We start from the raw sequence: 25825 nt of genomic DNA, 5'->3' as shown, positions 1-25825 counted from the left end.
CCAGAACGGCCGAAACGCCTAAGAACCGGCGAGTTGGCGCGCGCAGTTCCGGCAGTACCGGAACGTGCTGTCTGGCTCGTTGCCCACGCCACAGTGGGGGCAGGGGCGGACGTCGCTCCCGGTGGCTTCGTCGCCGAACGCGGAGCGTGCGGCGAACTGGTCCACGGTCGGTTGCTCACCACCCGGGCCTTGCGGCGACGCCTCGTCGTCCATCCGGCGACGGTAGTAGACGTACACCGCGAACTGGAGCGCGGCGAACACGAGGAGGTACCCGATGGCCCAGTTCCAGACGGACGCCATACTATGACATTGTGTAGCACGGGACTTATACGATTCGAACGACGGGAGGGGTCGCGACGTACCGTTAGAGTTAGGCGGCGCGCTGTGTTCCAGCATGGTATGGATCGACGGTCTCGCGTATTCGCCCTCTCTGCCCTCCTCGTACTCGTGTCCGCATTCATCGGCCTGCAGGCCGTGTTCGCGGCACCTGCAGCGACGGTCGACGCCAGCGACGGCGTCGGCGCCATCGACGACGGGTCGAACGGGTCCGTCTACGAGGCCCACGCCGGCAACACGCTCATCGGCGTCCAGTCGTACGGCGACGAGTTCGAGGGTCGCGTCATCGAGGTGACGCCCGACGGCGAGGTGGTCTGGGAGTACGACGCGCCGAACTCGCGCGTCTTCGACGTCGAGTTGCTCGAGAACGGGAACGTCCTCGCGAGCATCGCGACGCAACGGTCGGACGCGGCCTGCCCGGACGAGTACACGAACGACGGGCACCCCGGGTGCGTCCAGAACCGCGTCGTCGAACTCGACTACGAGACGAAAGAGGAGGTGTGGAACTACTCGTGGTACGACGTCTTCGTCCACAACCACGAGGTCCACGACGCCGACCGACTGCCCAGCGGCGAGACCGCCATCATCGACATGGGGAACAACCGTGCGTTCACCGTCGACGCCGAGGGCGAGATAACGTGGGAGTGGCACGCCCGCCCCCACCTCGGCGAGGGCAGCGACTTCGACGCGGAGTACGGCGCACCCGCCTACACCGGGCCGGAGAACGACTGGACGCACATGAACGACATCGACCTGCTCGACAACGGGAACTTCCAGATGAGCATCCGGAACTTCGACGTGGTCATCGAGGTCGACCGCGAGACCAAGGCGGTCGTCGGCGTCGTCGGCGAACCCGGGAACCACAGCTACCTCTACGAACAGCACAACCCGATGCGGCTCAACGGCACCGTCCTCGTCGCCGACAGCGAGAACGACCGCGTCGTCGAGTACGACGTCGAGACGGGCGAACGCGTCTGGGAGTACGGGCAGGGCGTCCTCTGGCCACGAGACGCCGACCGCCTCGCCAACGGACACACGCTGATAACCGACACGTTCAACGACCGCGTCATCGAGTTGAACGAGGAGGGCGAGGTCGTCTGGCAGTACGGCGGCATGAGCATGCCGTACGCGGCCGACCGCCTCGGGACCCCCGAGGAGACGCAGGTGGACGCCACCGGCGAATCCCTGGAGAGCAAGGTCGACCGTGGCGGCCTCGAGAAGACCATCGGGACGTACGTCGCCTGGGGACGGTTCGTCTTCCCGGGCTGGGTCCGCCTCGAGGAGTTCGCCGCCGGACTCGTCGGTCTGCTGGCGACCGTCGGCGTCGTCGTCGACCTCGGCGTACTCGCCGTCTCCCGCCTCCGTCAGGGCGGTCTGACGCGATAGATCTCGTCGTCGGTCGGGTCGGGTTCGCCCGGCCCCTCCTGGTTGCTCGTCGTGAAGTAGAGGTGGTCCTCGGGTCCGGTGAACGTCGTCCGGATGCGGCCGAGGTCGTCGAACAGTTCGGTCTCTTCTGCCGTCCCGTCGTCCCCGAAACGCACCCGACGCAGGTGCCCGCCGCGGAGCGTACTGACGAAGAAACTCCCCTGCCAGCGCGAAATCGGGCCGGTGTAGTGTGCGAGTCCGGCCGGCCCGACGGCCGTCTGCCACGAGACGAGGGGCTGGACGAACCGGCCGTCGTCGCTCTCGCCCATCACCGCCGGCCAGCCGTAGTTCCCGCCGCGTCGGAGGCGGTTGAATTCGTCGGGGTTGTCCAGTCCGCGTTCGACGACGTACGCCTCGCCGTCGACGAACGAGATGCCCTGTGGGTTCCGGTGGCCGTATGTGAACACCGGGTTGTCGAACGGGTTGTCGGGGTGTGCGGTCCCCTCGCGGGTGAGTCGGAGTACCTTCCCGGCGAGGGCGTCGGTGTCCTGTGCCCGGTCCGGGACCCCGGCGTCGCCGGTCGTCACCCAGAGCGCGCCGTCGGGCCCGAAGGCGACTCGCCCGCCGTTGTTGACCTCGCCGGCCGGAATCCCGTCGACCAGTACCGACTCGACGGCGAACTCGTCGGTCACGTCGAGTCGGAGGATGCGGTTCCGGAGGCCGTCGACCCCCTCGTAGGTCTGGTAGACGTACGCCCAGTCGGGGTCGACCGCGTCGAACGTGACCCCGAGCAGGCCCCCCTCGCCGCGTGCGGCCGTTCCGTCGGTCAGGTCGCGGACCAGGCCGGCGTCGGAACCGGTCACCCGCTGGATGCGACCCCCGCGTTCGGTGACGTACAGGACGCCGGTCTCTGGATGGAACGAGGCGCCCCACGGCGTCTCGAGTCGCATCCGGATGCGTTCGAGTCGAATCGGTCGCCGGTCCTCGTCCGTCTCGGTCGGCCGGTCGTCGGTGGGGTCGAGGATGCAACCCGCGGTGGTCCCGAGGGCGGCCGTCCCGACGGCGGCGAGGAAGCGGCGTCTGTGCATCACGACGGGATTCGACACGACAGGCTAAATACCTGTTACTTCGGTGGCGACAGGTCGCGGCCGAACTCGTCGAACTGTTCGAAGTCGTCCGGGAGTTCGTAGGCTATCTCGCGCTCGTCTCGCCGGTCCACGCCCGCCTCGTCGAGGGGGACGGCGACGTCTTCCCACCCGGGTTTGATGCGGACGCTCCTGGCCGGTTGTCCGACGGCGACGTGGTGGGCGGGCACGTCGGCACCGACGATGCTCTTTGCGCCGACGATGGCGTTCTCGCCGATGCGACAACCGGCGCGGACCATCGAGTCGTAGGTGACCCGGGCGTCGTCCTCGACGATGGTGTGGAAGTTCCTGACGGCGGTCTGGTCGACGACGTCGTGGTCGTGGGAGTAGAGGTGGGCGTCGTCCGAGATGGAGACGCGGTCCCCGATGGTGAGTTTCCCCCGGTCGTCCAGGTGGACGTCGTCGTGGACGACGACGTTGTCGCCGATGCTGATGTTGTGCCCGTAGGTGAAGGTGATGCCCTTGAAGAACCGGCAGTTCTCCCCGCACTCGTCGAAGAGGTGCGTCGCGAGCATCCCCCGGAACCGCAGTGCGAACTCGACGTTGTCGGCCATCGGCGTCGCGTCGAACTGCCGCCAGAGCCACTGGAGGTGCTTCGAGCGCTCGAACGTCGCCTCGTCCTTCTCGGCGTAGTACTCCGATTCGAGCGTCGTGTTGCAGGGGTCGTAGCCCTGCAGTCGGACCCGTTCGGCCGGGGAGACCTCCGCGTCGTTCCGCCAGCGCTCGTAGGCGTCGCGGTCGCCGTGGAGGTCGACCAGCGTCTCCTCGACGACGTCACAGGTGTCCTCCTCGGAGGCGAGTCGTTCGTGGACCTCCTCGATGAACGCCCGGACGCCTGCCTCTGCGTCGTCAGGGAGCGAGACGTGCCGTTTCGTCATGCACCCTCGTTCGGGCGGCAACCTTATGCCAGTTCGGTTGTCCGAACCCGGTGGGACCGCGACCGCGGGTCGGCAAGCGTTACCGAAGAGCGACACGACTTTCGACGGGGCGGCGAATCGTTGGACAATGACACCGAGGCACGCGACGCGGGCGACGCCTGCGTGGTCCCGCGAGGACGCACGCACGGTCGCCCGGTCCGACGACACCGTCGCTCCAGTCGTCTATCCGCCGCCAGTCGAGACGTCCCCCGACCACCACGTCTGGGACACCTGGCTGTTGCGAGAGCGCGACGGGAGCGTCGCGACGCCGGGTGGCTACCGGGTCATCTTCTGTCTCTCCGCGCCGGCCACCCTGCTGCCGGGCAAGCGTCACGACGTCGCCACGATACGGTACTTCTACTCCCAGAACGGGACCGACTGGACGTGCGGGGGCGTCGCCGTCGACCCGGCCGAGGCGTTCGGGTCGCGCCAGTGGGCCGGGTCCGCACTGCTCGACGACGACGGTACCGTCTACTGCTACTACACCGCCGCCGGCGAGCGCGGGGAGTCCGACCTCTCGTACACACAGCGGCTGGCCTGCGCCAGCGGCGGGCACGTCGAGGTGAGCGACGCCGGGCCGACGCTCCGTGGACCGTGGGACCACGAGGTGCTGCTGGAACCGGACGGCACGCGCTACGAGACGGAGACCCAGTCCCGTGGGATGATCTACACCTTCCGTGACCCGTGGTTCTTCGAGGACCCCGCCGACGGCGAGACCTACCTGCTGTTCGAGGCAAACACGCCCGTCCCCGAGGGCAGCGACGCCTGCGGCGGCGACCCGGACCTGCAGTCGTTCAACGGGAGCGTCGGCGTCGCCCGGTCGTCGACCGGTGACCCGACCGACTGGGAACTTCGGGAGCCGTTGCTCGACGCCGTCGGCGTCAACCAGGAACTCGAACGACCCCACGTCGTCGTCGCCGACGGTCGGTACTACCTGTTCGTCTCCAGCCACGTCCACACGTTCGCGCCGGGGCTGACGGGCTACGACGGACTCTACGGCTTCGTCGCCGACGACCTGTTCGGCGACTACCGACCCCTGAACGGGTCCGGACTGGTGCTGACGAACCCGGCGAACGCCCCGTTCCAGGCGTACTCCTGGCTGACCTACGCCCACCGGGACGAACTGCTGGTGACGAGTTTCGTAAACTACTGCGACTTCGACCGACCGTCGCTGGACGACGTGGCGTTGCTGTCGGAGGCGGAACAGATTCGACGGTTCGGCGGGACGCTCGCGCCCACGGTCAGACTGGGGTACGACGGCGACCGGACGTGGGTCCGGGGGACCCTCTCACACGGTCACCTCCCGACGGAGGACGAGGACCTGTCGCCGACGCTCGACGAGCGACTGGTCGAGCGCAGGCAGGACGGTAGGGCCGCCGGCCGCGACACGGGGCACCCGTACCGCGTTCCGGGGCCGTACTGAGGTCCGACGGGCCGGGGGAGTCAGCGACGCGCTGGCCACGTCGAGTCGAGGTCCCAGGCGTCGAGTTCGAGGTCGACGGGGCCGCCGACGGCCGTCACCGAGACGCCCGTCGCGTCCTCCCGCGTCGGATAGACCCGACCGGTGAGACACCGCGACTCGTTCGCGAACAGTTCCACGACGGAACCGTCGGTGAAGACCCGCAGGTCGAGCGACCCGTCGCCGACGGGGAGGACCTGCTCGTCGGACTCCGCCGCCGGGTCGAGGCTGCTGTCCGCCCGGTCGAGGACGAGTCGGTCGCCCTCGTAGTGGACGGCGGTCCGTTCGCCGAGTGCGGGCGACTCGAACAGGCCGAGTTCGAGCGTCACGCCCCCGAGGTCGGCGACCTGCAGGCGAAGTTCGGCGGTTCGCCCGTTCACGTCGAGGACCCGGCGTTCGCCGTAGTCGAGCGAGCAGTGACCGTCGACGACACGGCGTCCCCGTAGCCGTTCGAGTTCGGTGGCCGGTCGCTGCTGGATGTGGCCGTCGTCGGTCACGTCGAGTTCGCGCGGGAGCGACAGCAGGCCCGACCAGCCGCCACGCCACTGGGCCTCCACGGTGCGGGCTTCGGGCACCCAGCCGAAGGTGAGTACTCGCCCGTCGCTCGTCCGGAGCGACTGGGGCGCGTAGAAGTCGCCGTGGTCGAGCAGCCCCTCGTCCTCGACGGCGAACGAGGGCGCGTCGAGGTTCGCCCGCCCGACGAAGTAGCGCACGTCGTCGTAGTTCGAGACGTGGAGCAGGCGATACGCGCCGAAGTCGAGGAGTTCGGGGCACTCCCAGACGGTCCCGTGGCCGTCGTCCCCGGTGAACAACTGGCCGACGTACTCCCAGTCGGTGAGGCTGTCGCCACGGTAGAGCAGGGCGGTACCGCCGACGTCGTGGACCCCGGAGCCGACGAGGTGGTACCAGGCGTCGTCCTCGCGCCAGACGCAGTGGTCGCGGAACTCGGCGGTCCAGTCGTCGGTCGAGAGCACGTCGACTTCGGCCGGTGCCGACTCGATGACCGGGTTCCCGGGATGTTTCCGCCACGCGTCCAGGCCGTCGTCGGCGGTGGCGAGACACGGCAACTGGCGGTGCCCGCGCCCGCCGGTGTAGAGCAGCGTCGGGACGCCGTCGTCGACGACGGTACACCCGGACCAGCAGCCGTCGCGGTCCGGACCGTCGGGCGAGGGCGAGAGCGCGACCGGCCGGTCCTCCCAGTGGAGCAGGTCGTCGCTCACCGCGTGGCCCCAGTGGATGGAGCCGTGGAACGGCCCGCTCGGGTTGTACTGGTAGAAGACGTGGTACGTGCCCTCGTGCTCGACGAGTCCGTTCGGGTCGTTCAGCCAGTTCGCCGGCGGCGAGACGTGGTACCCCGGCCGGTGGTGGTCGTCGGCGAGGTGCTCCCGAAGGCGGGCGAGGCCGGCGGCGTCGGTCGGTCGGCCGTCGACCCCGCCGCGACCGCTGGCGACGGTGCCGAGCAGGTTCCGGACGAAGCGCTCGTGGCGGCGCGCGTCCTCGTAGTCGCCGGGGTCGACGAAGCCGACGGCGTCCCCGGCCCCGACGACCCGACCGTCCCCGGGGCGCCACTCGACGAGCGTTCGGTGGCCGACGAGGTCTGTGTCGCCCCTGGTCGCACAGGCCAGCACGTCCCCGCGTTCCGGAATCACGGCCTCGTACCGGGCGAACACCTGTTCGCGGTTCGGAGCGCGCGTGAAGGTTCGGAGCCCGTCGAACGTCTCGAAGGCGGGGTGGCCCGCGTGGAGCGACCGTCGCAGGAGGCCGGCGTGACCGTGCAACTCCTCGACGCCCGTCGCGTCCGGCGCCACGGGGTCGACGCCCAGCTTGTCGACGGCGGCCACCGCCCGGAGACTCAACAGCAGGCCGCCGCCGGCCTCGACGTACGCCAGCAGGCGGTCGCCCGCGTCGCGGAGGACCGGGTCGTCGTCAACCGGCCGGTCGCGGTGCCACCACACGGCGTCGTAGGACGCGAGGTCGACCGTCCCGTCGGCGACGTCGGCGAACGACCGGCGGTCGACCGCTGCGGCGACGGACCCACACCAGTCGTAGGCGACCCGTTGCTCCTCGGTGGGGTCGGTGGCGTACAGGCAGGCGACGCGAACCGGCAATCCATCCATCACCGTGCGTTTACTCGTCCCCGAGAAAAAACGTTCCTTCTCGGCAGGAGTCGCGGTCCGTCCGCCGTCGGCCAGTTCGCCACCCGCTGGTTACCAGTTCCCGCCCGATGAGCGGGTGATTAACTGCGACTGCACCGTACTACCGACAGTGCGTCTGATTCGGACGCTCGTCCCGGAGTCGGAGCTGTCGGCCGTCCGTTCTGTGCTGGACGAGCACAACGTCGACTACGTCGTGTTCAGCGAGGACAGCGGCCGCGACGACGCGATGCTGGTCGAGTTCCCGCTTCCGGCGCAGGCCGTCGAGACGGTCCTCGACGAACTGCGGGCCGAGACGACCGTCGACGAGACCTACACCGTCGTCGCCGACGCCCACTCGGCCTTCTCCGAGCACTTCGAGGAACTGGAAGAACGGTTCATCACCGGTTCGGAGGAGGACGACAGCATCGCGACCGAGGAGATACGGGCCACCGCCCTCGACCTGACGCCGAGTCCGGTGACGTACTACTCGATGACGGTGCTGAGCGCGCTGGTCGCGACCGCGGGCCTGTTGCTCGACTCGCCGGCCATCGTCGTCGGGTCGATGGTCATCGCCCCGCTCGTCGGGTCGGCACTGACCGCGAGCGTCGGGACCGTGTTGCTCAACCGGGACATGCTACTCGACGGGTTCCGGACGCAACTGTACGGACTCGCCCTCGCCATCGTCGGTGCGACGCTGTTCAGTCTCGGGCTCCAGTCGGCGGCGTTCCTGCCGCCGGCGCTCGACGTGACGACGACCCAGCAGATATCCCAGCGCATCTCGCCGGGACTCCTCTCGGTGACAGTCGGCCTCTGTGCGGGTGCCGCCGGCGCGTTCGGACTCGCAACCGGCGTCTCGGTGACGCTCGTCGGCGTGATGGTCGCCGCGGCCCTCATCCCGGCCGCCGCCGCGGTCGGCATCGGCGTCGCCTGGGGGGTCCCGGCGGTCGCACTCGGCGCGTTCGTCATGCTCGTGCTGAACGTCGTCTCGATACACGTCGCCGGCGTCACCGTCCTCTGGTACCTCGGCTACCGTCCCGTAGAGCGGGAGGAGGCCGGGGACGCGCCGTCCGTCGCCGGCGTGCCGGGCACGACGCCCGAACGACTCGTCCCCCTGCTCGCCATCGCCGTCGTGCTGGTGGGTGTGACCGCCGCCGCCGGTGTGGTCGTGACGGCCCACATCGAGTTCGAGCAGGACGTGAACCGGGCCGTCGGCGACACGCTCTCGGAGGAGCGGTACGAGGGCCTCGACCTCGTCGTCGTCCGGTCGCAGTTCGACGGCCGCCCCCTCTACAGCCTCGAGACCGACCAGCAGGTGACGGTCGTCGTCGGACGGACCGCCGACCGGCCGTACCCCGACTTGCGACAGACGCTCGCCCGGCGAATCGAGGCCGAGACCGGCCGGGAGGTCAGCGTCGTCGTCGAGTACGTCGAACGGCAGACCGACGACGGCGAGGGCCGTTCCCGCGTTTCGAGAACGAAACACACCCGATAAGTGTACCCGTTCCCAAGCGGGGAGTATGCAGTACCGCGAACTCGGCGACTCCGGCGTCGACGTCTCTGAGATCGGCTTCGGTGCGTGGACCGTCGGCACCGACTGGTGGGGCGACCGAACGGAAGAACAGGCCGTCGAGATGCTCCAGTACGCCCACGACCAGGGCATCACGTACTTCGACACGGGCGACGTGTACGGCCACGGACGGAGCGAGGAACTCGTCGGGCAGGCCCTCGGCGACCGCCGCGACGACGTGACGGTGGCGACGAAGGTCGGCTACGACTTCTACAACAACCCGCAGGCCGGCCACGGCGAACTCCCGAAGGAGATGTCCGGCGAGTGGGTCCGCACGGCGACAGAGCGGAGCCTCGACCGCCTCGACTTCGAGTACGTCGACGTGCTCCAGTTGCACAACGCGAACGTCGACGAGGTCGACGCCGACGTGCTGGAGACGCTCGACGAACTCCGCGAGGAGGGCCTCGTCGAGGCCGTCGGCTGGGCGCTCGGCCCCTCCATCGGCTGGCTGGCCGAGGGCGATATGGCCATCGAGCAGGAGTTCGACTCCCTCCAGTTCGTCTGGAACGTGCTCGAACAGGAGGTCGGCAACCACTTCGTCGACACCGTCGAACGCACCGGGTCGTCGACCAGCCTCGTCCCGCGCGTCCCCCACTCCTCGGGACTGTTGAACGAGCAGGTCACGCCCGAGACCGAACTCGCCGAGGACGACCACCGGTCGCACCGCCCGGACGAGTGGTACGAGACCGGCTGGGAGAAGGTCGAGGCGCTGCGCTTCCTCGAACGGGACGGCGAGCGCACGATGGCCCAGGCCAGCATCGCGTGGCTCCTCTCCCACGACGCCGTCTCGTCGGTCACGCCGACGTTCAGGACGAAAGCGGACATCGACGCCTGGGCGAGTGCGAGCGAGGTGCCCCGCATCTCGGACGAGGAGGCACGGCGCGTCGAGGAACTGTACGCCGACAACTTCGGCATCACTCGCGACGACGGCATGGACATCCTCCGTTCGTCGGTCGGCGGCGAGGACATCGAGGCCGCGAACCTGGACAAGCGGGCCGTCTGAACGGCCAGTCTATCTCTCCCCTGCCCTGGCGACATCCCCGAGACGCCACTCCACGGTCGCGATAGGGCGTTCACGACAGACCGTCCGGGAGCAGCGGGACTCCGACGGCGCGTGACGGCGAGGGCGGCGAGTCAGGCGAGGAAGACGTGACGGGGTCGGTCGGCCAGCACGTCGCGGCCCCAGTCGACCGTCTCCGAGAAGTCGTCGGACCGGAAGAACGCCATCGCGTCCTCCCTCGACTCCCAGCGGGAGGCGATGAACATGTCGTCCTCGTCCTCGCGGTTCGTCAGGAGGTCCGACCGGATGTGTCCCTCCATGTCGGCGAGCACGCCGCCGACGGTCTCGAACTTCTCGACGAACTCGTCGGTCCGGTCGGGTTTGGTCGTGTAGAACATCCCCATCGTCCCCCAGGTGTCGCCTTCGGTCTCGTCGCCCGCCTGTCGGACGACGTCGGGGAGGTCCGCGAGGAACCCGCTTGCGGTGTCGGCGGCCGACTGGGTCTCCCAGATGCTGACGACCGCCGTCGGGGCGTCGTCACGGGACTCGTACACCGCCGTCTTGACGTGGGAGTCGTAGTGCTCGAAGTTCGTGCGCAGGCCCGACACCTCCTCGAACAGTTCGTCGGGGTCCGCCTCGGAGTAGAGGACGACGGCGTAGACGTCCTCGCCGTGTGGCGTGCCGCCGTAGATGCCCTCCGCTTCGAGTTCCGAGCGCACGTCGGCACCGTGGTCGGTGCTGGGGCGGGCCGTCTCCTCGTGGTGGCCGTCACCGTGCCCGTTCTCGTGCCCGTGATGCGGGTGCTCGTCGCCCTCGGCGGGCACCGGTTCGCCGTCCATGAACGCCGCGAGGTCGGCGACGGGGAATCGACGCCCGACGTAGAACGTGCCGAACTCCGCGAAGCGCGAACTCGACGGGTCGAAGCGCATCTCGTAGAGCAGGTCCTTGATGTCCGTCGCGTCGTCGGCCCAGAGGGTGACGCCCCACTCGTGGTCGTCGAACCCGACGCTCGACGTAATCATCTGCTGGACCTTGCCGGCGTAGTCGCGGCCGATGTCGCCGTGACTCGCCATGTGTTCGGCGCGCTCGTCGAACGGCAGGTCGTACCAGTTGTCCTCGCCCGTCCGGCGCTTGGACATCGGGTAGAAGGAGACGTAGTCCATGTCCGGGATGTCCGGGTGGAGGCGCGACTGGATGTAGGTCGCCAGCCCCGAGTCCTCGTCGACCTCGCCCTCGAAGTACTCGCGGGCACGTTCGGTGTATCCCGACGCCTCGGTCACGGAGACGTAGGAGCCGGTCTGTTCGGTGAACCCCGCGAACTCCGTCGACTCGAAGCCCCGTTCGAGGCGGTCCAGGTCGTCGAGCGTGGGGCGGAGGTGCAACACCATGAGGTCGGCCTTGTGACCCAGCACGGTGAACAGGGCCGTCCCGCCCACGTCCGGGTCCGAGTGGGCCTCGAGGAACGAGACGCCGTCCGCCACGGCGCGCTCTCGCTCGCGCTCCGGGGCGTCGCGCCACGCGTCCCAGTCCACGGTCCGGAAGTCGTGCAGTGCGTACCAGCCTTCCTCTGTCAACGGAGGTTCGCGTCGCTGCATACGCGGGGGTTCGAACACGAGGGGTAAGGACGTGTTGATTCGCCCATCACCGAGACCCTGGCAAACTATCGGCCGTATCGAAACGCTTTCACGTCCACCACGGGAATCACGTCCCAATGCGGAAAAGCGGTCCACCGAAAGGACTCATCGCCTACCTCGTGCTCGAACTCCTCTCGGAGAAACCGCGGTACGGCTACGAGATACTGAAGGAGATTCGCGACATCAGCGGCGGCCACTGGGAACCGTCGTACGGGTCGGTCTACCCCATCCTCTACAAGTTCGAGGACGAGGGCTGGGCCGAGCGCATCGAGCGCGAGGACGAACCGGACCGCAAGTACTTCGAACTCACCGACGCCGGGTTCGACGAACTCGACGAGCGACGCGAGGAGTCCGGGCTGAAGGCCCGCGAGTTCGCCGACGTCATCCTCGGCTTCTACCACGTCTACGTCGCCTTCTCCTGCGACGAGCGCTTCGAGGTCCCGGCCGTCGAGGGCGAGTGGCGCTTCGACGAGACGTTCTCGGCCTGGATCGTCGAGCAGATGATCCGGCACCACGAGCACTACTACGGCAACGACTTCGAGCGCATCGACCTGACGCCCGAGGAGTTCTACGAGGCCCACGACATCGACGCCGACGAGGAGTGAGGGTGATGCTGTCCGCTGGTTCTCGACCGGCGAGACCGACTACCCGGTCAGCAACTGCGGTCCGACGACGAGGACGACGAAGCTGAGCAGCATCGTCACGCCGACGGTGGTCGTCACCGCGCTCACCCGTCGCCGGGTCACCTCGAACGGGAGCCGCGAGAGGACCGCCTCCGTCGAGGTCCGGAGCAGGTGGCCGCCGTCCAGCGGGAACGCCGGGATGCAGTTGAAGAAGCCGAGCTGGATGTTGATCCAGCCGGTCCAGAACAGCGCGTTCGCGACGGCGAAGAGTACGCCGGCGCCGAGGAACTCAAGGGGGCCGCTGGCGACGAAGAAGTTGGTCATCTCGCCGGTGAAGCCCGCGAAGTTGTACGGGAACTCGCCGCCGGGCATGACGGCGGCGACGGGCAGGATGAGGACGAGGAGGACCTTGCCGACGAACGACTGGGCGAAGGCGTTGAGGGTGGACTGGTCGCCGCCGCCGAGCACTGCGAGGTAGGACTCGGCCGGGTAGTACTGGAGGCCGACGTCGTCCAGCGTGAGACCGCTGGTGCCGGCGGCGAGCCCCCGGATGCCGAGGAAGCCGTTGCCGTCGTCGTCCTCGCCGAGGGTCACGTCGTAGGTCGAGCGCTCGCCGTCGTGGTAGGCGACGACCGGGACGGTCTCGCCTGGCTCCGTCCGGTCGATGGCGTCGACGAGGTCGGCGATGGAGACGATGCGGGTTCCGTCGAACTCGGTGATGACGACCGCCTCGCCGACCGGAGCGCCGGCGGCCTGGAACGGCTGGTCCTCACCGACGAGGACGTACGCGCCGCCGACGAACGTCGACTCGTTGCCCGCGGCGGTCGTGACGGTGACCGGCCCGGGCGACTCGCGCACCGCCTGTTCGAAGCCGGTGACGGTCGACACGGGCGTCCCGTTCACCGTCTCTATCGTGGTCCCGACGTCGAGGGTCGTCGGCCCGTTCGCCAGCGCACCGGTCACCAGCACGCTCCGGTTCAACGTCCGCGTCGTCTCGTCGTTCAGTTCGACGGTGACCGACTCGCTCCCCGACTCGTCAACGAGCGTCTGGAAGTGGGTGCTGTTGTCGACGGCGGTGCCGTCGACGGCCGTCACCCGGTCGCCGCCGCTGATGCCGGCCTCCTCGGCGGCAGACCCGGGGAGGACGCCGCCGACGAGCGCACCGCTCGCGACCCCGATAGAGCCAGCGACGGGGCCGAACAGCAGGAGGAACGCGACGACGGTGATGGCGAAGTTGTTGGTCACGCCGGCCGCGAACATCCGCGACTGGCTTCCCCGGTCGGCCTTCCGCCTGCTCTCGTCGTCGGGTTCGACGAACGCGGCGATGGGGAGGACGGTGAGCAGGCCGATGCCCATCGACTCGATGTCGATGTCCTCGACGCGACAGAGCAGGCCGTGGCCGCCCTCGTGGACGACGAGGCCGACCAGCAGTCCGAAGACGATGCCTGGCGCGGCCGACAGCGGGAGGAAGTCGTTCACGCCGGGGATGACGAGTACGTTGCGTGGCTGGTTCACCGCCGTCGGCGTCGGCGGGTTCTGGAGCGTCGAGACCGCACCCTGGAGGAGCAGGAGGAACGTCCCGAGCATCACGACCAGTGCGATGCCGAGGCCGACGTTGGCCCACGCTCGCCAGAAGCGCTTCGGCCCGGCCAGCCAGTTCAGGAAGGCACGCCCGCGTTTCGTGTGGACCAGCAAGACGGGTCCCTGCGTGGAGACGTACGAGGGCAGCCACCCCTCACGCTTGACTGCCAGGAGCAGCATCCAGTAGATGGTGAAGCCGGCGACGACCAGCCACAGAGTGGAGACCATCGCCTCACACTCGGGGAGGGACGGGCAAATGAGTTTGGTTTGGGCACGTCGGCGTGGCCCGATTCCCCGTCAGTTCACGCCCGGTCGAGGAGCGCGAGTCCGACTCAGCGTTCCCGCCGCAACCGTTCGACGACGAACTCCCGGTCCAGTTTCCCGAGGAACGTCCCGAGCTGGGGGCCCTGCTCCTCGTCGAAGAACAGCTGGTAGCCGGCGGCGAACAGGCTCCCGATGTCCATGTCGCGGCGCTTCGCCGTCTCGTATATCTCGCCCTGGATGGCGTCGCCGTCGTGGCCCTCCGCGACGAAGTCGGCGAGTTCATCGAGGGCGGCCTCGGTCGTCTCGTCGAACTCGACGTCCGGAATCGCAGAGCGCTTGAGTTCGTAGTTGAACTCGTTGTCCGTCCGACGGGCCCAGTTTCGGGCGCGTTCGACGCGTGCGAGGGCCGCCTCGACGGTGGCCTCGTCGGCGTCGTCGGGGACGTGGCCCTCCTTCCGGGCGACCTGTTCGCGCAGGGCCGGGTCGTCGAACATCCCGAGGACGGCCGCGAAGGTGTACGGCAGGCGGATACGGTCGGGGTCCGGGTCGCCGACGACGAAGGGGTAGACCCGCTTCGCGTAGGCGACCTCCTCCTCGGTGCCCGCCTCGTCGTCGAAGTAGAGTCGCTCGAAGCGGTCGAACTCGTCGACGAGCTGGTCGAGCCGTTCGATGGAGAAGTCCCGGGCCTTCTTCGGGTTCTTCGAGAAGAAGAAGCGGACGACCTCCGGTTCGAGCAGTTCCAGCACCTCCTCGACGAGGATGACGTTCCCTGCCGAGGAGGAGAACGTCCGACCGTCCAGCGTGAACCACTCGTACACCATCGGGGCCGGCGGCTGGATGCCGAGCACGTTGCGGGCGATGTCGTCGCCGGAGGGCCAGGAACCCTCGGCGTGGTCCTTGCCGAAGGGTTCGAAGTCGACGCCGAGGACCTGCCACTGGGCGGGCCACTCGAAGCGCCAGGGGAGTTTGCCCTCGCGCAGGGTGGCTGTGCCCTCGTGGCCACAGCCCTCGATGGTCTGGTTACCCGCCTCGACGTCGGTACAGACGTAGTCGACGGTGCCGGCCGCCGCGTCGAACCCGGTGACGGTCTCGGTCACCGTGCCGCAGTTCGCACAGATGGGATTGAACGGGACGTACGTCGAGTCGACCTTGTCCTGGTACTTCGCGAGTACCTTCCTCGCGTCCTCGACGTGTTCGAGCAGGAACCGCGTCACCTCGTCGAACGCGCCCTCCTCGTACAGTTCGGTGTTCGAGACGAGGTCGATGGGCACGTCGAGGGCGTCGGCGCTGGACTGGATGAGCCGCGAGAAGTGCGCCCCGTAGGACTCACAGCAGCCGAACGGGTCCGGGATGTCGGTGTACGGCTTGCCGAGGTTGCGCCCGAGCGCGCCGGCGTCCACGTCGCCGAGGTCGACGAGGTCGCCGTCCAGGTCCGCGAGCGTCCGCGGGAGCTTCCGGAGGGGGTCGCGGTCGTCGGCGGTGAACACCTGCCGGACCTCGTGGCCGCGCTCTCTGAGCACCTCGGCGACGAAGTACCCGCGCATGACCTCGTTCATGTTGCCGAAGTGGGGAACGCCGGACGGCGAGATGCCGCCCTTGATGACGATGGGGTCCTCGGGCTCTCTGGCCTCTATCTCGTCCGCGATGCGGTCGGCCCAGAAGACGTGTCGCGTCCCCTCGTCGTCGTCCTCGTCCGCCTGCAGGGTGTACGGACTCGTCTCGCCGTCGTCGACGCTCACCGGTCGTTCACCCCGGGTCGCGTCGTCGCCGTCCGCGTCGAGTCGGGACGTGTCGGTTGCATGGCTGTGCGTACCCCGGTTGCGGGCTTAAGGGTTGTCAACCATCGAGGCTGCGGACACGGAGATGCACGCGACGGACGGCCCGTAGACGTCGGTCAGCCAGAAGACCGCTTCTCGGTGGGTAGCAGGAACGAGAACGTGTCCTACTCGGCCCAGTACGTGAGTTTGTCGCCCGTACCCTCGGGGATGACGTCGGTCCCGTCGTGGTCGCCGTGACGGACCGCCGAGAGGACGCGCTCGGGTTCGTTGCCGTCGAGGACGATGGTCCGCATCCCCGAGCGCTGGATGACCTTCGCGGCGAGCAGGTCGACCGGTGCCGAGGACCCGGCGTTCATCTCCAGGCCGGCGATGACCTCGACGAGTTCGTCGGCGGTGAGTTCCTCGTACTTCTCCGCGTCCGGGTCCTCGGCGGGGTCGGCCGAGAAGACGCCGGGGACGGAGGTGGCGTAGACGAGCAGGTCCGCGCCGACGTACTCCGCCAGCGCAGCGCTCACGGCGTCGGTGGTCTGTGCCGGGGCGACGCCGCCCATGACGCAGACGGCGCCGTTCCGCATGACCTCGCCCGCGGCCTCGTAGTCCTTCGCGGGTGCGGTGACGACGTTCTCGCCGAGTGCGGCGATGAGCAGGCGGGCGTTCACACGGGTCACGTCGATGCCCAGCTGGTCGAGTTCGATCTCGTTCGCACCGAGTTCCCGTGCGGTCCCGATGTAGTCGCGGGCGACGCCGCCACCGCCGACGACGGCGGCGACCTGACACCCGTCCGCGACGAGTTCGTTGACGACGTCCGCGTACGCGGCCACTCGTCCGGCGTCGAGTTCCGGCGCGAGGACGCTGCCGCCGACCGAGACGACTACTTTCATTACCGCCCAGTAGCCGATTGCGTCTCTTAAGGGTTGCCAAGTGGGTGTCTGGACCCCGCCACGCGCCGGTGTGGGCGACACCTACAAGCGACTCCCGGTGGACGTACCGGTATGCACGTACTCGCCGTCGTCGGCCGACCCGACGAGGGACGGTCGGCGCTCGTCGACCGGGTCGTCGATGCACTGTCGGCCCACGGAACCGTCGCGGTCGTGACCAGCGAGGCAGCCACGCCCGGGGACGCGACCAGCACCGACGTCGCGACGCCACCGACGCTCTCTCGGTACCGCGAGGCCGGGGCGAACGCGGCCTACGAGTTCGGCGACGAGGGCTGGGTCGGCACGGGTCGCAGCGGGACCGTCGCCGACGCGCTCGACGACCTCGCCCCGGACAACGACTACTGCGTCCTCGACGGCGTCGACGACGCGACGGTCCCCGGCGTCGTCCTCGGCGACGTCGACTACGCCGGTCCAGTCCTCGGACGGGCGGACGAGGCGGCGGACGTCGACGTGGCTGCGGTCCACGAGGACCTGCTGGACCGTCAGCCACACGAGACCCTGGAATCGCTGGTGGAACGGGCCAAGGCGTCGCCCGACGCCGACATGGCGGGGGCCATCGCGACGTTCACCGGCCGGGTCCGCGCCAGGGAACACGAGGACGACGAGCGGACGACGCACCTGGAGTTCGAGACGTACGAGGCCGTGGCCGCGGACCGGATGGCGACCATTCGTGAGGAACTGACCGCCCGCGACGGCGTCTACGAGGTGCTGCTACACCACCGGACCGGCGTCGTCAGGGCGGGCGAGGACATCGTGTTCGTCGTCGTCCTCGCCGGCCACCGGGCCGAGGCGTTCGGGACGGTCTCGGACGGCATCGACCGCCTCAAGGACGAAGTTCCCATCTTCAAGAAGGAGGCGACGACGGGTGAGGAGTTCTGGGTTCACGAGCGAGAGACGGACGCGCACTGACCGTTCGTCACCCCGAACTGAGAGTTCGACACCCCGTTTCGGGATAATTTTTCTGCGACCCGGCTCGAAATAGGTTTTCTGACCTGCGCCCGGCGACAGGTGGTTCGAAAGAGTTAGCGGCGTCTATAAAACGTCTAACGGAATCTGAGCCATCGGTTAATGGTTCCGAAAACGGCGTGAAAGGTCGAACAACTCCGATTTCACTCGAAACGTTGCAAAACAGCCCGAAGCAACTCGTCTTTATAACATATCCCGGATGCTTGGTCTCAACGAGGCGAGACAAAATGAGCGCTACACAGAACCCCTCCACTGAAAGCGAGCCTGCAAACAAAGAGACGCGACTACAGGAGTACCTGCGCGAGAAGGCCTCCGACGGTGAGATGTACTTCAAGTCGAAGTTCATCGCCGAGGACGTCGGCCTGTCCCCCAAGGAGATCGGCGCACTCATGGTCAAGCTGAAGGACTCCGCGACGGACATCGAGATCGAGAAGTGGTCGTACACGAGCGCGACCACGTGGCGCGTCGAGACTCTCTGAACAGACGACACCGTCCCACACCACACGACACCACACCACACCCGGCACACGGCGCCCGGCGAATCCCACACCACGAACCCTGCCCCACACGCGGCCGGTCACGTCCCCGCACCGGCCGACGTCACCCCCGACCGATGGCCCGACGTCGTCCACGACGTCCTGCCACCGTCGACGTTCTCGCAGGGTTTCCGCATCGACGTTCGGCCAGCACGGTCGCCGTGGGTTTTTACGATGGCGCGCCTTACGAGGAGTCACATGGCCGCCGACGAGTCGCCGGCAGCGGACGACCCAGACGTCGGTCCCTCGCTCTCGGCGTTCAGCGACGAGTTCTACGTCGAGGACGTCCGCCGCGACGGCGACACGCTGTACTACTACGGGACGCCGCTCCGGACGCCGGAGCTGACGATGCGGAACCTCTGGGGGGCGTTCCACGAGGCCGGCTACGAGGCGCAGTTGACCACCACCGCGGGCCGGTACGTCATCGTCGCGGAACCGACCAGCCCCGGGCCCGACGGCTTCCCATGGAAGAACGTCCTGCTGTTCCTCGCCACCGTCGTCTCGACGATGTACGTCGGCGCGCAGTGGTTCTTCGTCGACCCCGTCGCGAACCCGGTACTCGCCGTCACGAAGGCCTGGCCGTTCTCCGCGGCCATCCTGTTCGTCCTCGGGACGCACGAACTCGGCCACTACGCGATGAGTCGCTACCACGACGTCGACGCCTCGCTCCCCTACTTCCTGCCGTTCCCGACGCTCATCGGGACGATGGGCGCGGTCATCAGGATGCGCGGTCGGATGCCCGACCGGAAGGCCCTGTTCGACATCGGCGCGGCGGGCCCCCTCGCGGGACTGGTCGCCACCGTCATCGTCACCGTCGTCGGACTGTACCAGCCACCGGTGGTCGCACCGGCGGGGTTCGTCGGCAGCGAGAACGCCGTCGTCATCCAGTTGAGCTTCCCGCCGCTCATCGAGTTCCTCGCGGCGGTGACCGGCCAGCAACTCTCCTACGCCGACCCGACGGTGAACGTCCACCCCGTCGTCATCGGCGGGTGGGCTGGCTGTTTCGTCACCCTGCTCAACCTCATCCCAGTCGGGCAACTCGACGGTGGACACATCGTCCGGGCGATGCTGGGCGAACAGCAGGAGGCGCTCGCGACCCTGGTGCCGGTGGGGCTGTTCTCGCTCGCCGCCTACCTCCACTTCGTCGACCAGTACCCCTGGGACTCCGTGTTCATCTGGGTCTTCTGGGGCGGCCTCGCCGCGTTCGTCGCGGCCGCCGGGTCGGCGACGCCGGTGCAGGACGACGAGGGACTCGGACCCGGTCGCATGCTGGTCGGCGTGCTCACGTTCGCGCTCGGCCTGCTCTGTTTCATGGCCGTCCCCGTCGCCATCGTGAACTGACCCGCTACTGTCCGTGCGTGAACCCGCGGTCCGGCATCTCCTCGCCGTCGACGGTTACGCCCGACTCCGTCACGCGTCCGACGACCGACAGGGGCACCGGACAGGCCGACCGCGCTGCCGGGACGTCGCGCTCGGGTACGGTACAGACCAGTTCGAAGTCCTCGCCGAAGTACCAGCCGAGGTCACGGACCGTCGCCGCGTCGTCGGCGACGTCGTGGACTGCATCGTCGACGGGCACGGCGTCGCCCTCGACGGCGAACCCGCACCCGCTGGCCTCGGCCAACTGGTGGAGCGACCGTGCCAGTCCGTCGCTGGAGTCCATCATGGCCGAGGCGTAGGGGGCGAGGGCACGCCCGGCGGCGACGCGCGGTTCGAACTGGAACAGGTCGTTCGCCCGGCCGACGTCCCCATCCTCGAACAACCGGAGGGCGGCACCACTTCGGCCGAGCGACCCGGTGACGCAGACCCGATCGCCCGGCCTCGCACCCGTCCGGGTGACGGGGTCGTCGGTCCGGCCGAGCGCCGTCGTCGAGACGGTGAACTCCTGGTGGGTGTCGAGGTCGCCGCCGACGTACTCGGCGCCGACGCGGTCGCAGACGTCCAGTGCGCCTCCGACGAAGGCCAGGAGTTCGTCCTCCTCGAAGGTCGGTGCGGCGTAGGCGGCGACGGCGGCGGTGGCCGCTGCGCCCATCGCCGCGACGTCCGAGAGCGACGCGCCGACGGCCCGCCACCCCGCAGTGTAGCGTGTCGTCCCGGCGGGGAAGTCGGTTCGCTCGTGGAGCATGTCGGTCGTGACGACCAGGCCGTCGACGATGGCCGCGTCGTCACCGGCGTGACCGACCACGCCGTCGAGCACCGAGAGCGCCGCCCGTTCGTCCATACGGGCCGTGTTTCGCCGGGACGGTCAAAAGCCACGCGGTCCCCGTACGAGTTCGGCACCGTCGAGTCGGTGGGTTGAAGCGGGGGAGGGGTGATGTGACGTCCATGGCCGGAGACTGGGACGTACGCGCCATCGCGGCGGGCTTCCTCGGCGCGGCACTCGTACTGGCCGTCCTCCTGTGGTTCGTCGGTGTCGACGCGGTCATCGAACAGCTCGGGACCGCCGACCTGCGGTTCGTCTTCCCGCTCCTGTTCGTCGCGGTCCTCTGGTTGCTGTTCTGGGCACTGGCCCTGCGGTCGGTCCTCGACACCCTGGGTATCTCGCTGTCGATACGGACGGCGTTTCTCGTCTACGCCGCGGCGACGTTCGTCAACAACATCACCCCGTTCGGGCAGGCCGGCGGCGAACCGATCAGCGCGTTGCTCATCGCCCGGGTCTCGGACAGCGAGTACGAGACGGGCCTGGCCGCCATCGCGAGCGTCGACGCCATCAACTTCGTCCCGTCGGTGGGACTGGCGTTCGTCGCCGTCAGCTACTACGCGGTGACGGTCACGCTGACCGACAGGCTCGTCGACGCAGCCAGCGTGCTCGCCGTCCTGGTGGTGCTGGTCGTCGTCGCTGGGACGTTCGCGTGGCGTGCCCGGTACCAGATAGAGGAGCGCCTCCTCGGCGTGGTCACGCACGTCGTCGACGCGGTCGACCGGTACGTCCCACGCGTCAAACCGCCGCGTCCCGACGCCATCCGCCACCGCATCGAGAACTTCTTTACCACCATCGAGCGCGTCGCCTACGACCGCCGGTCGATAGCGGTGACGCTCTCGTTCTCGACCATCGGCTGGCTGATGCTGGTCATCTGCCTCTGGCTGTCGCTGCTGGCCCTCGGCGTCCGGGGCGACGACCTCTTCGTCGCCGCCATGCTCGCCGTCCCCCTCGGAACCGTCGCCAGCGTCACGCCGCTCCCCGGCGGCCTCGGCGGCATCGAGACGGTCCTGCTGATGATACTCCCGACGGTGACCGGCGTCGGGGCGGCGACCATCAGCGCCGTCATCCTCCTCCACCGGTTCGCGACGTACTGGTTCCCCGTCTTCCTCGGTGGCGGAGCGACGACGGCGCTCGGGGCCGCCGAACGGGAGTAAGACGATGGCCTTTTAACCTGCGCGAGGGAACCAAGGTGCAATGACGACGATGTACGACGTGCCGGCGAACGCCCTCATCGAGGCGGTCGCCGACGAACTCGAGGACCGACTCGACCAGCCCGACTGGCTCGAGTACACGAAGACCGGCTCCGACCGAGAGCTCCCGCCCGAGCAGGAGAACTTCTGGGCCATCCGCTCCGCCTCCCTCCTCCGCAAGGTCGCCGACAACGGCCCCATCGGCATCGACCGTCTCTCCACCGAGTACGGCGGTTCCAAGGACGGGTCCACCCGCTACCGCGTCGCCACCGCCCACCGGGCCAACGGCTCGAAGAAGATAATCCGCGTCGCCCTCCAGCAGCTCGAGGAGGAAGGTCTCGTCACGACCGCCGAGGGCGAGGGTCGCCGCATCACCCCCGAGGGTCGCAGCCTCCTCGACAACACCGCCGACGCCGTGATGAGCGAACTCGACCGACCGGACCTCGAGCGCTACGCCTGACCGAACCGACAGGGGCAGTCGAAACGATTTTCCTCCAGAACCGATAAACGTCGCGTATGAGCGGCAGTCCCGACGACGACGAACTCGAACGACTTCGAGAGAAGAAGATGGAACAGCTGCGCGAACAGCAGGGTCAGGAGGACGCCGAGGCACAGGAGGCCATGCGCGAGCAGGCCGAGGCCCAGAAACAGGCACTGCTCCGGCAGTACCTCACCGACGGCGCTCGCAAACGTCTCAACTCGGTCCGGATGTCGAAACCCGACTTCGCGGACCAGGTCGAACAGCAGATAGTCGCGCTTGCACGGTCGGGTCGCATCCAGGGGAAGATAGACGAAGAGAAGATGAAAGAGCTCCTGCGCGAACTCAAGCCCGATTCCCAGAGCTTCGACATCCGTCGTCGCTGATGCGACTGGCGCTGCTCTACAGCGGCGGCAAGGACTCGACGCTCGCGGCGCTGCTGTGTGACACGTTCTACGACGTGACGCTCGTCACCGGGCACTTCGGCGTCACCGACGACTGGAAACACGCACGCGACGCGGCGACGTCGGTCGGGTTCCCGTTCGAACGCATCGAACTTGACCGCGACGTGGCAGAGGACGCCGTCGACCGGATGGTCGCCGACGGGTTCCCCCGGAACGGCATCCAGATGGTCCACGAACACGCGCTCGAACGGCTCGCCGAGCGCGACGTCGACACCATCGCCGACGGCACCCGCCGTGACGACCGGGTTCCGACCGTCTCCCGGGCGCAGGCCCAGAGCCTGGAGGACAGACACGGCATCGACTACGTCGCGCCGCTGTCGGGGTTCGGTCGCCGGGCGGTCGACAGGCTGGTCGACGCGGAACTCTCGGTCACCGTCGGCCCGAGCGAGGAGATACAGCGTGCCGACTACGAGGCCGAACTCAGGGCCATCCTCGCACAGCGGGAGGGTCCCGAGGCCGTCCCCGAGGTGTTCCCGGACCACGACCAGACGTACGTGACGGGCACGGACTGACCGTCCTCACACCCCCGGCGACGACGGTCACCGATGGAAGCTTTCAAGCGCGCCCTCACCCAACCGCGGCGTATGTACGAGGGACTCAAGGGGTTCCGTGACTTCTACCCGGCGGAGATGAGCGCCTACAGGGCGGTCATCGACACCATCGAGGACACGGCACGCCGATACGGCTTCCGCGAGATCGCCACGCCGGCGCTCGAACGGACCCAGATGTACGTGGACAAGTCCGGCGAGGAGATCGTCGAGGAGCTCTACACCTTCGAGGACAAGGGCGGCCGCGAGGTCGCGCTCACCCCGGAACTGACGCCGACGGTCGCGCGGATGGTCGTCGCGAAGCAACAGGAACTCTCGAAGCCCATCAAGTGGTTCTCGACGCGGCCGTTCTGGCGCTACGAGCAGGTCCAGCAGGGCCGGTTCCGCGAGTTCTACCAGACCAACGTCGACATCTTCGGCTCCTCGGAACCCGAGGCCGACGCGGAGGTCCTCGCCTTCGGCGCGGACATGCTCACCGGCCTCGGCCTCGACGGCGACGACTTCGAGTTCCGCGTCTCCCACCGCGACGTCCTCGGCGGCCTGCTCCGGGAGTTCGACGCTGACGTGGACACGAGAGACGCCATCCGCGCCGTCGACAAGCGCGCGAAGGTCGACGAGACCGAGTACTTCGACCTGCTGTACGAGACGGGCCTCTCCTACGACCAGGCGCGGGAGTTCGACGACGTCCTGCTCGCCGGCGACGAGGACCTGTCTGCGGTCGTCGAGTGGTCCGACAGCGAGGCGGTCCACGACGCGGTCACGAACCTGCAGGACGTCCTCGCTGCGACCGATGACTTCGGCGTCCGGGAGTTCTGCGACGTCTCGCTGACGACCGCTCGTGGCTTCGACTACTACACGGGCGTCGTCTTCGAGTGCTTCGACTCCACGGGCGAGGTCTCGCGGGCCGTCTTCGGCGGCGGGCGCTACGACGACCTCATCGAGTCCTTCGGTGGGCAGTCGACGCCCGCGGTCGGCGTCGCCCCCGGCGTGATGAACTCGACGCTCCCCCTCCTGCTCCAGCGCGCCGGCGTCTGGCCCGAGGAGGCCCTCTCGACCGACTACTACGTCCTGACGGTCGGCGATACCCGGTCCGTCGCGGCCCGCATCGCCCGCGACCTTCGCGAGAAGGGGCACGTGGTCGAGAGCGACGTCTCGGACCGGAGTTTCGGCGCACAGATGAACTACGCCGACTCCATCAACGCCGAGACGGTCGTCATCGTCGGCGAGCAGGACCTCGCGAACGACGAGGTGACGGTCAAGGACATGGAATCCGGCGACCAGACCACGGCGCCCGTCGACGCGTTCCCGGGCGAGCACGCCCGGCCCACCTACGGCGACTTCGCCGAGTAGCGTCGACCCGACCCGGCCCGCCTACGCCGTCTCTATCTCCCGTCGCGTCCGGTCGATGATGGCCGCCTGCACCATCGCCCCGGGCGTCGAGAACTCGGTCGTCCGGTCGAGGAAGGTGCTGTCCGTCGCGGCGGGGTTCTCGCCGGTCCCGGTCGCCCCCGAGAACGCGCCGGCGACGTCCCCCGCGGTCCACGGACTCGCGTCGAGGAACGACTCGTAGTCGGGGAAGTCGGTGTACGCGTCGACGAACGACGGCGTGAACAGGGTGGCGAGGTCGGCGTCCCCTTCGGCGACGGACTCGGCCAGCGCCGCGCTCTCGCCGAGCACGTCGGTGATGGCCGCCACCTCGTCGGCGGTGAACTCGCCCTCGTCGACCCCGAGTCGCGCGGCGAGGTCCGTGCCGATGGCCTCGGCGACCTGCTCGCCAGTGAACGTCTCCATGGCCGCACGTCTTCGCGCAGGGTCCTAATCCTGTCGCCCGGTCGCCCCGGAGCCACAGGGTTAACTCCCGCCGCGACGGACACCAGATAGATGCCGAAGCGTGCGTACCGCGTCGCCTACGACGGTCGGCCGTTCCACGGGTTCCAGCGCCAGCCGGACGTGCCCACCGTCGAGGACGCGCTGTTCGACGCGCTCCGGGACGCCGACGTGCTGGACCTGGGGGCGAGCAAACCGGCGGGGTACGCCGCCGCCGGTCGGACCGACGCTGGCGTCTTCGCGCTGGCCCAGACCGTCGCGTTCGACGCACCCGGGTGGCTCACCCCACGGGCGTTCAGCGGTCTGCTGTCGGCGGACGTGCGCGTCTGGGCGAGCGCCGACGTGCCCGACGGGTTCCACGCGACCCACGACGCCGAGAGTCGGGCGTACGAGTACCACCTGTACGCGCCCGGGGCGGACCTCGACCTTGCACGGGCGGCCGCCGACAGACTGGTCGGGACGCACGACTTCGCGGACCTGACCGCCGCGACGGACGGGTCGACGCGACGACGCCTCTCGTCGGCGACGGTCGAGCGCGACGGCGACTTCCTCGTGATGTCCGTCCGTGCCGAGGGCTTCCTCTGGGAACTCGTCCGCCGACTCGTCACCTTGGTCCGGGCGGTCGCGACGGGGTCGGTCCCGGTCGAACGCGTCGACCGGGCGTGCTCGCCGGGGTCGCTCGACGACCACGAGATTCCCCCGCCGGCACCGCCAGGCGGACTCGTGTTCGTCGACGCGGTCTACCCGGGCGTGACGTTCGTCCCGGACGACCGCGCCGTCGAGTCGGTTCGCGAGGTGTTCGGCGACCGGGCCGTCGAGGCGTCGACCAGGGGTCGGGTCTGCCGGACGGTGGCCGACCGGGTCGGGTAGG

24 protein-coding genes are annotated in these 25825 nt (G+C 68.7%); 14 read left to right on the top strand and 10 right to left on the bottom strand.

The annotated features are described in order from the left end of the window. Window positions 1–18: 18 nt before the first annotated feature. Window positions 19–300 (bottom strand): DUF7577 domain-containing protein, encoded by a 282-nt coding sequence (locus tag ACSC1W_RS12420; protein ID WP_435347789.1) that lies wholly within the window; start codon window positions 298–300, stop codon window positions 19–21. 99 nt (window positions 301–399) lie between these two features. On the opposite strand from ACSC1W_RS12420, the gene ACSC1W_RS12415 reads away from it, so the two are divergent. Beyond that, on the top strand, window positions 400–1722 hold the full coding sequence (locus ACSC1W_RS12415) for an aryl-sulfate sulfotransferase (protein ID WP_435347788.1): 1323 nt from the start codon (window positions 400–402) through the stop codon (window positions 1720–1722). On the opposite strand, the gene ACSC1W_RS12410 is transcribed toward ACSC1W_RS12415, so the two are convergent. Further along, a complete protein-coding gene (locus ACSC1W_RS12410) occupies window positions 1701–2789 on the bottom strand; it encodes a PQQ-dependent sugar dehydrogenase (RefSeq protein ID WP_435347787.1) in 1089 nt (362 codons plus the stop codon). The two genes, ACSC1W_RS12415 and ACSC1W_RS12410, sit on opposite strands and share 22 nt — an antisense overlap. 35 nt (window positions 2790–2824) lie before the next feature. Continuing rightward, complete coding sequence (locus ACSC1W_RS12405; protein ID WP_435347786.1) at window positions 2825–3724, bottom strand: acyltransferase; 900 nt, start codon at window positions 3722–3724, stop codon at window positions 2825–2827. A gap of 127 nt (window positions 3725–3851) precedes the next feature. Here ACSC1W_RS12405 and ACSC1W_RS12400 point away from each other — a divergent pair, with 127 nt between their 5' ends. After that, the gene (locus ACSC1W_RS12400) at window positions 3852–5186 is read left to right on the top strand and encodes a glycoside hydrolase family 68 protein (protein WP_435347785.1); all 1335 of its coding nucleotides are present in this window, start codon (window positions 3852–3854) and stop codon (window positions 5184–5186) included. A gap of 20 nt (window positions 5187–5206) precedes the next feature. Here ACSC1W_RS12400 and ACSC1W_RS12395 read toward each other — a convergent pair whose 3' ends face one another. Beyond that, window positions 5207–7339 carry a GH32 C-terminal domain-containing protein gene (locus ACSC1W_RS12395; RefSeq protein WP_435347784.1) on the bottom strand — a complete coding sequence of 711 codons (2133 nt, stop codon included), beginning with the start codon at window positions 7337–7339 and terminating at the stop codon, window positions 5207–5209. A 148-nt stretch (window positions 7340–7487) separates the two neighbouring features. Between ACSC1W_RS12395 and ACSC1W_RS12390 the strand changes: the two genes are divergently transcribed. Together ACSC1W_RS12390 and ACSC1W_RS12385 are read left to right on the top strand one after the other, a co-directional pair. Further along, window positions 7488–8849, top strand: coding sequence for a TIGR00341 family protein (locus ACSC1W_RS12390; RefSeq protein WP_435347783.1), 1362 nt, complete (start codon window positions 7488–7490; stop codon window positions 8847–8849). A gap of 25 nt (window positions 8850–8874) precedes the next feature. Then, entirely contained in the window at window positions 8875–9927 is a 1053-nt protein-coding gene (locus tag ACSC1W_RS12385) for an aldo/keto reductase (RefSeq protein WP_435347782.1), read from the top strand. Window positions 9928–10058: 131 nt separating this feature from the next. Here ACSC1W_RS12385 and ACSC1W_RS12380 read toward each other — a convergent pair whose 3' ends face one another. Next, on the bottom strand, window positions 10059–11519 hold the full coding sequence (locus ACSC1W_RS12380) for a heme-binding protein (protein WP_435347781.1): 1461 nt from the start codon (window positions 11517–11519) through the stop codon (window positions 10059–10061). A gap of 116 nt (window positions 11520–11635) precedes the next feature. On the opposite strand from ACSC1W_RS12380, the gene ACSC1W_RS12375 reads away from it, so the two are divergent. Next, complete coding sequence (locus ACSC1W_RS12375) at window positions 11636–12163, top strand: PadR family transcriptional regulator (protein ID WP_435347780.1); 528 nt, start codon at window positions 11636–11638, stop codon at window positions 12161–12163. A 39-nt stretch (window positions 12164–12202) separates the two neighbouring features. Here ACSC1W_RS12375 and ACSC1W_RS12370 read toward each other — a convergent pair whose 3' ends face one another. From ACSC1W_RS12370 to pyrH, 3 genes are all read right to left on the bottom strand, one after another. After that, entirely contained in the window at window positions 12203–13990 is a 1788-nt protein-coding gene (locus ACSC1W_RS12370; RefSeq protein WP_435347779.1) for a site-2 protease family protein, read from the bottom strand. Window positions 13991–14094: 104 nt separating this feature from the next. Then, a complete protein-coding gene (lysS, locus tag ACSC1W_RS12365; protein WP_435347778.1) occupies window positions 14095–15765 on the bottom strand; it encodes a lysine--tRNA ligase in 1671 nt (556 codons plus the stop codon). A gap of 203 nt (window positions 15766–15968) precedes the next feature. Continuing rightward, on the bottom strand, window positions 15969–16685 hold the full coding sequence (pyrH, locus tag ACSC1W_RS12360; protein WP_435347777.1) for a UMP kinase: 717 nt from the start codon (window positions 16683–16685) through the stop codon (window positions 15969–15971). 111 nt (window positions 16686–16796) lie between these two features. Between pyrH and ACSC1W_RS12355 the strand changes: the two genes are divergently transcribed. The 3 genes from ACSC1W_RS12355 to ACSC1W_RS12345 all read left to right on the top strand — a co-directional run bounded on the left by ACSC1W_RS12355 (window position 16797) and on the right by ACSC1W_RS12345 (window position 19585). After that, window positions 16797–17651: a molybdopterin synthase gene (locus ACSC1W_RS12355; RefSeq protein ID WP_435347776.1), complete on the top strand. Its 855-nt coding sequence runs from the start codon at window positions 16797–16799 to the stop codon at window positions 17649–17651. 284 nt (window positions 17652–17935) lie between these two features. Continuing rightward, complete coding sequence (locus tag ACSC1W_RS12350) at window positions 17936–18187, top strand: DUF7123 family protein (RefSeq protein ID WP_435347775.1); 252 nt, start codon at window positions 17936–17938, stop codon at window positions 18185–18187. A gap of 255 nt (window positions 18188–18442) precedes the next feature. Continuing rightward, entirely contained in the window at window positions 18443–19585 is a 1143-nt protein-coding gene (locus ACSC1W_RS12345; RefSeq protein ID WP_435347774.1) for a site-2 protease family protein, read from the top strand. 4 nt (window positions 19586–19589) lie between these two features. On the opposite strand, the gene thiL is transcribed toward ACSC1W_RS12345, so the two are convergent. Beyond that, a complete protein-coding gene (thiL, locus tag ACSC1W_RS12340) occupies window positions 19590–20465 on the bottom strand; it encodes a thiamine-phosphate kinase (protein ID WP_435347773.1) in 876 nt (291 codons plus the stop codon). Between the two features lie 104 nt (window positions 20466–20569). On the opposite strand from thiL, the gene ACSC1W_RS12335 reads away from it, so the two are divergent. The 5 genes from ACSC1W_RS12335 (at window position 20570) to hisS (ending at window position 24477) form a co-directional block, all read left to right on the top strand. Continuing rightward, window positions 20570–21601, top strand: coding sequence for a lysylphosphatidylglycerol synthase transmembrane domain-containing protein (locus ACSC1W_RS12335; RefSeq protein WP_435347772.1), 1032 nt, complete (start codon window positions 20570–20572; stop codon window positions 21599–21601). Between the two features lie 40 nt (window positions 21602–21641). Next, a complete protein-coding gene (locus ACSC1W_RS12330; RefSeq protein WP_435347771.1) occupies window positions 21642–22097 on the top strand; it encodes a 30S ribosomal protein S19e in 456 nt (151 codons plus the stop codon). 56 nt (window positions 22098–22153) lie between these two features. Then, the gene (locus ACSC1W_RS12325; protein WP_435347770.1) at window positions 22154–22501 is read left to right on the top strand and encodes a DNA-binding protein; all 348 of its coding nucleotides are present in this window, start codon (window positions 22154–22156) and stop codon (window positions 22499–22501) included. Beyond that, window positions 22501–23091, top strand: coding sequence for a DUF7411 family protein (locus ACSC1W_RS12320; RefSeq protein ID WP_435347769.1), 591 nt, complete (start codon window positions 22501–22503; stop codon window positions 23089–23091). Before ACSC1W_RS12325 ends, ACSC1W_RS12320 begins: the two co-directional genes overlap by 1 nt. 72 nt (window positions 23092–23163) lie before the next feature. Next, on the top strand, window positions 23164–24477 hold the full coding sequence (gene hisS, locus ACSC1W_RS12315) for a histidine--tRNA ligase (RefSeq protein ID WP_435347768.1): 1314 nt from the start codon (window positions 23164–23166) through the stop codon (window positions 24475–24477). Window positions 24478–24498: 21 nt separating this feature from the next. Here hisS and ACSC1W_RS12310 read toward each other — a convergent pair whose 3' ends face one another. After that, complete coding sequence (locus ACSC1W_RS12310; RefSeq protein ID WP_435347767.1) at window positions 24499–24918, bottom strand: hypothetical protein; 420 nt, start codon at window positions 24916–24918, stop codon at window positions 24499–24501. Window positions 24919–25008: 90 nt separating this feature from the next. Here ACSC1W_RS12310 and truA point away from each other — a divergent pair, with 90 nt between their 5' ends. Further along, the gene (truA, locus tag ACSC1W_RS12305) at window positions 25009–25824 is read left to right on the top strand and encodes a tRNA pseudouridine(38-40) synthase TruA (RefSeq protein WP_435347766.1); all 816 of its coding nucleotides are present in this window, start codon (window positions 25009–25011) and stop codon (window positions 25822–25824) included. Window position 25825: the final 1 nt, after the last annotated feature.

The sequence above is a fragment of the Haloarchaeobius marinus genome, from assembly GCF_051207415.1.
GTDB lineage: Archaea > Halobacteriota > Halobacteria > Halobacteriales > Natrialbaceae > Haloarchaeobius.
This window is presented reverse-complemented; position numbering and strand designations above follow the sequence as displayed.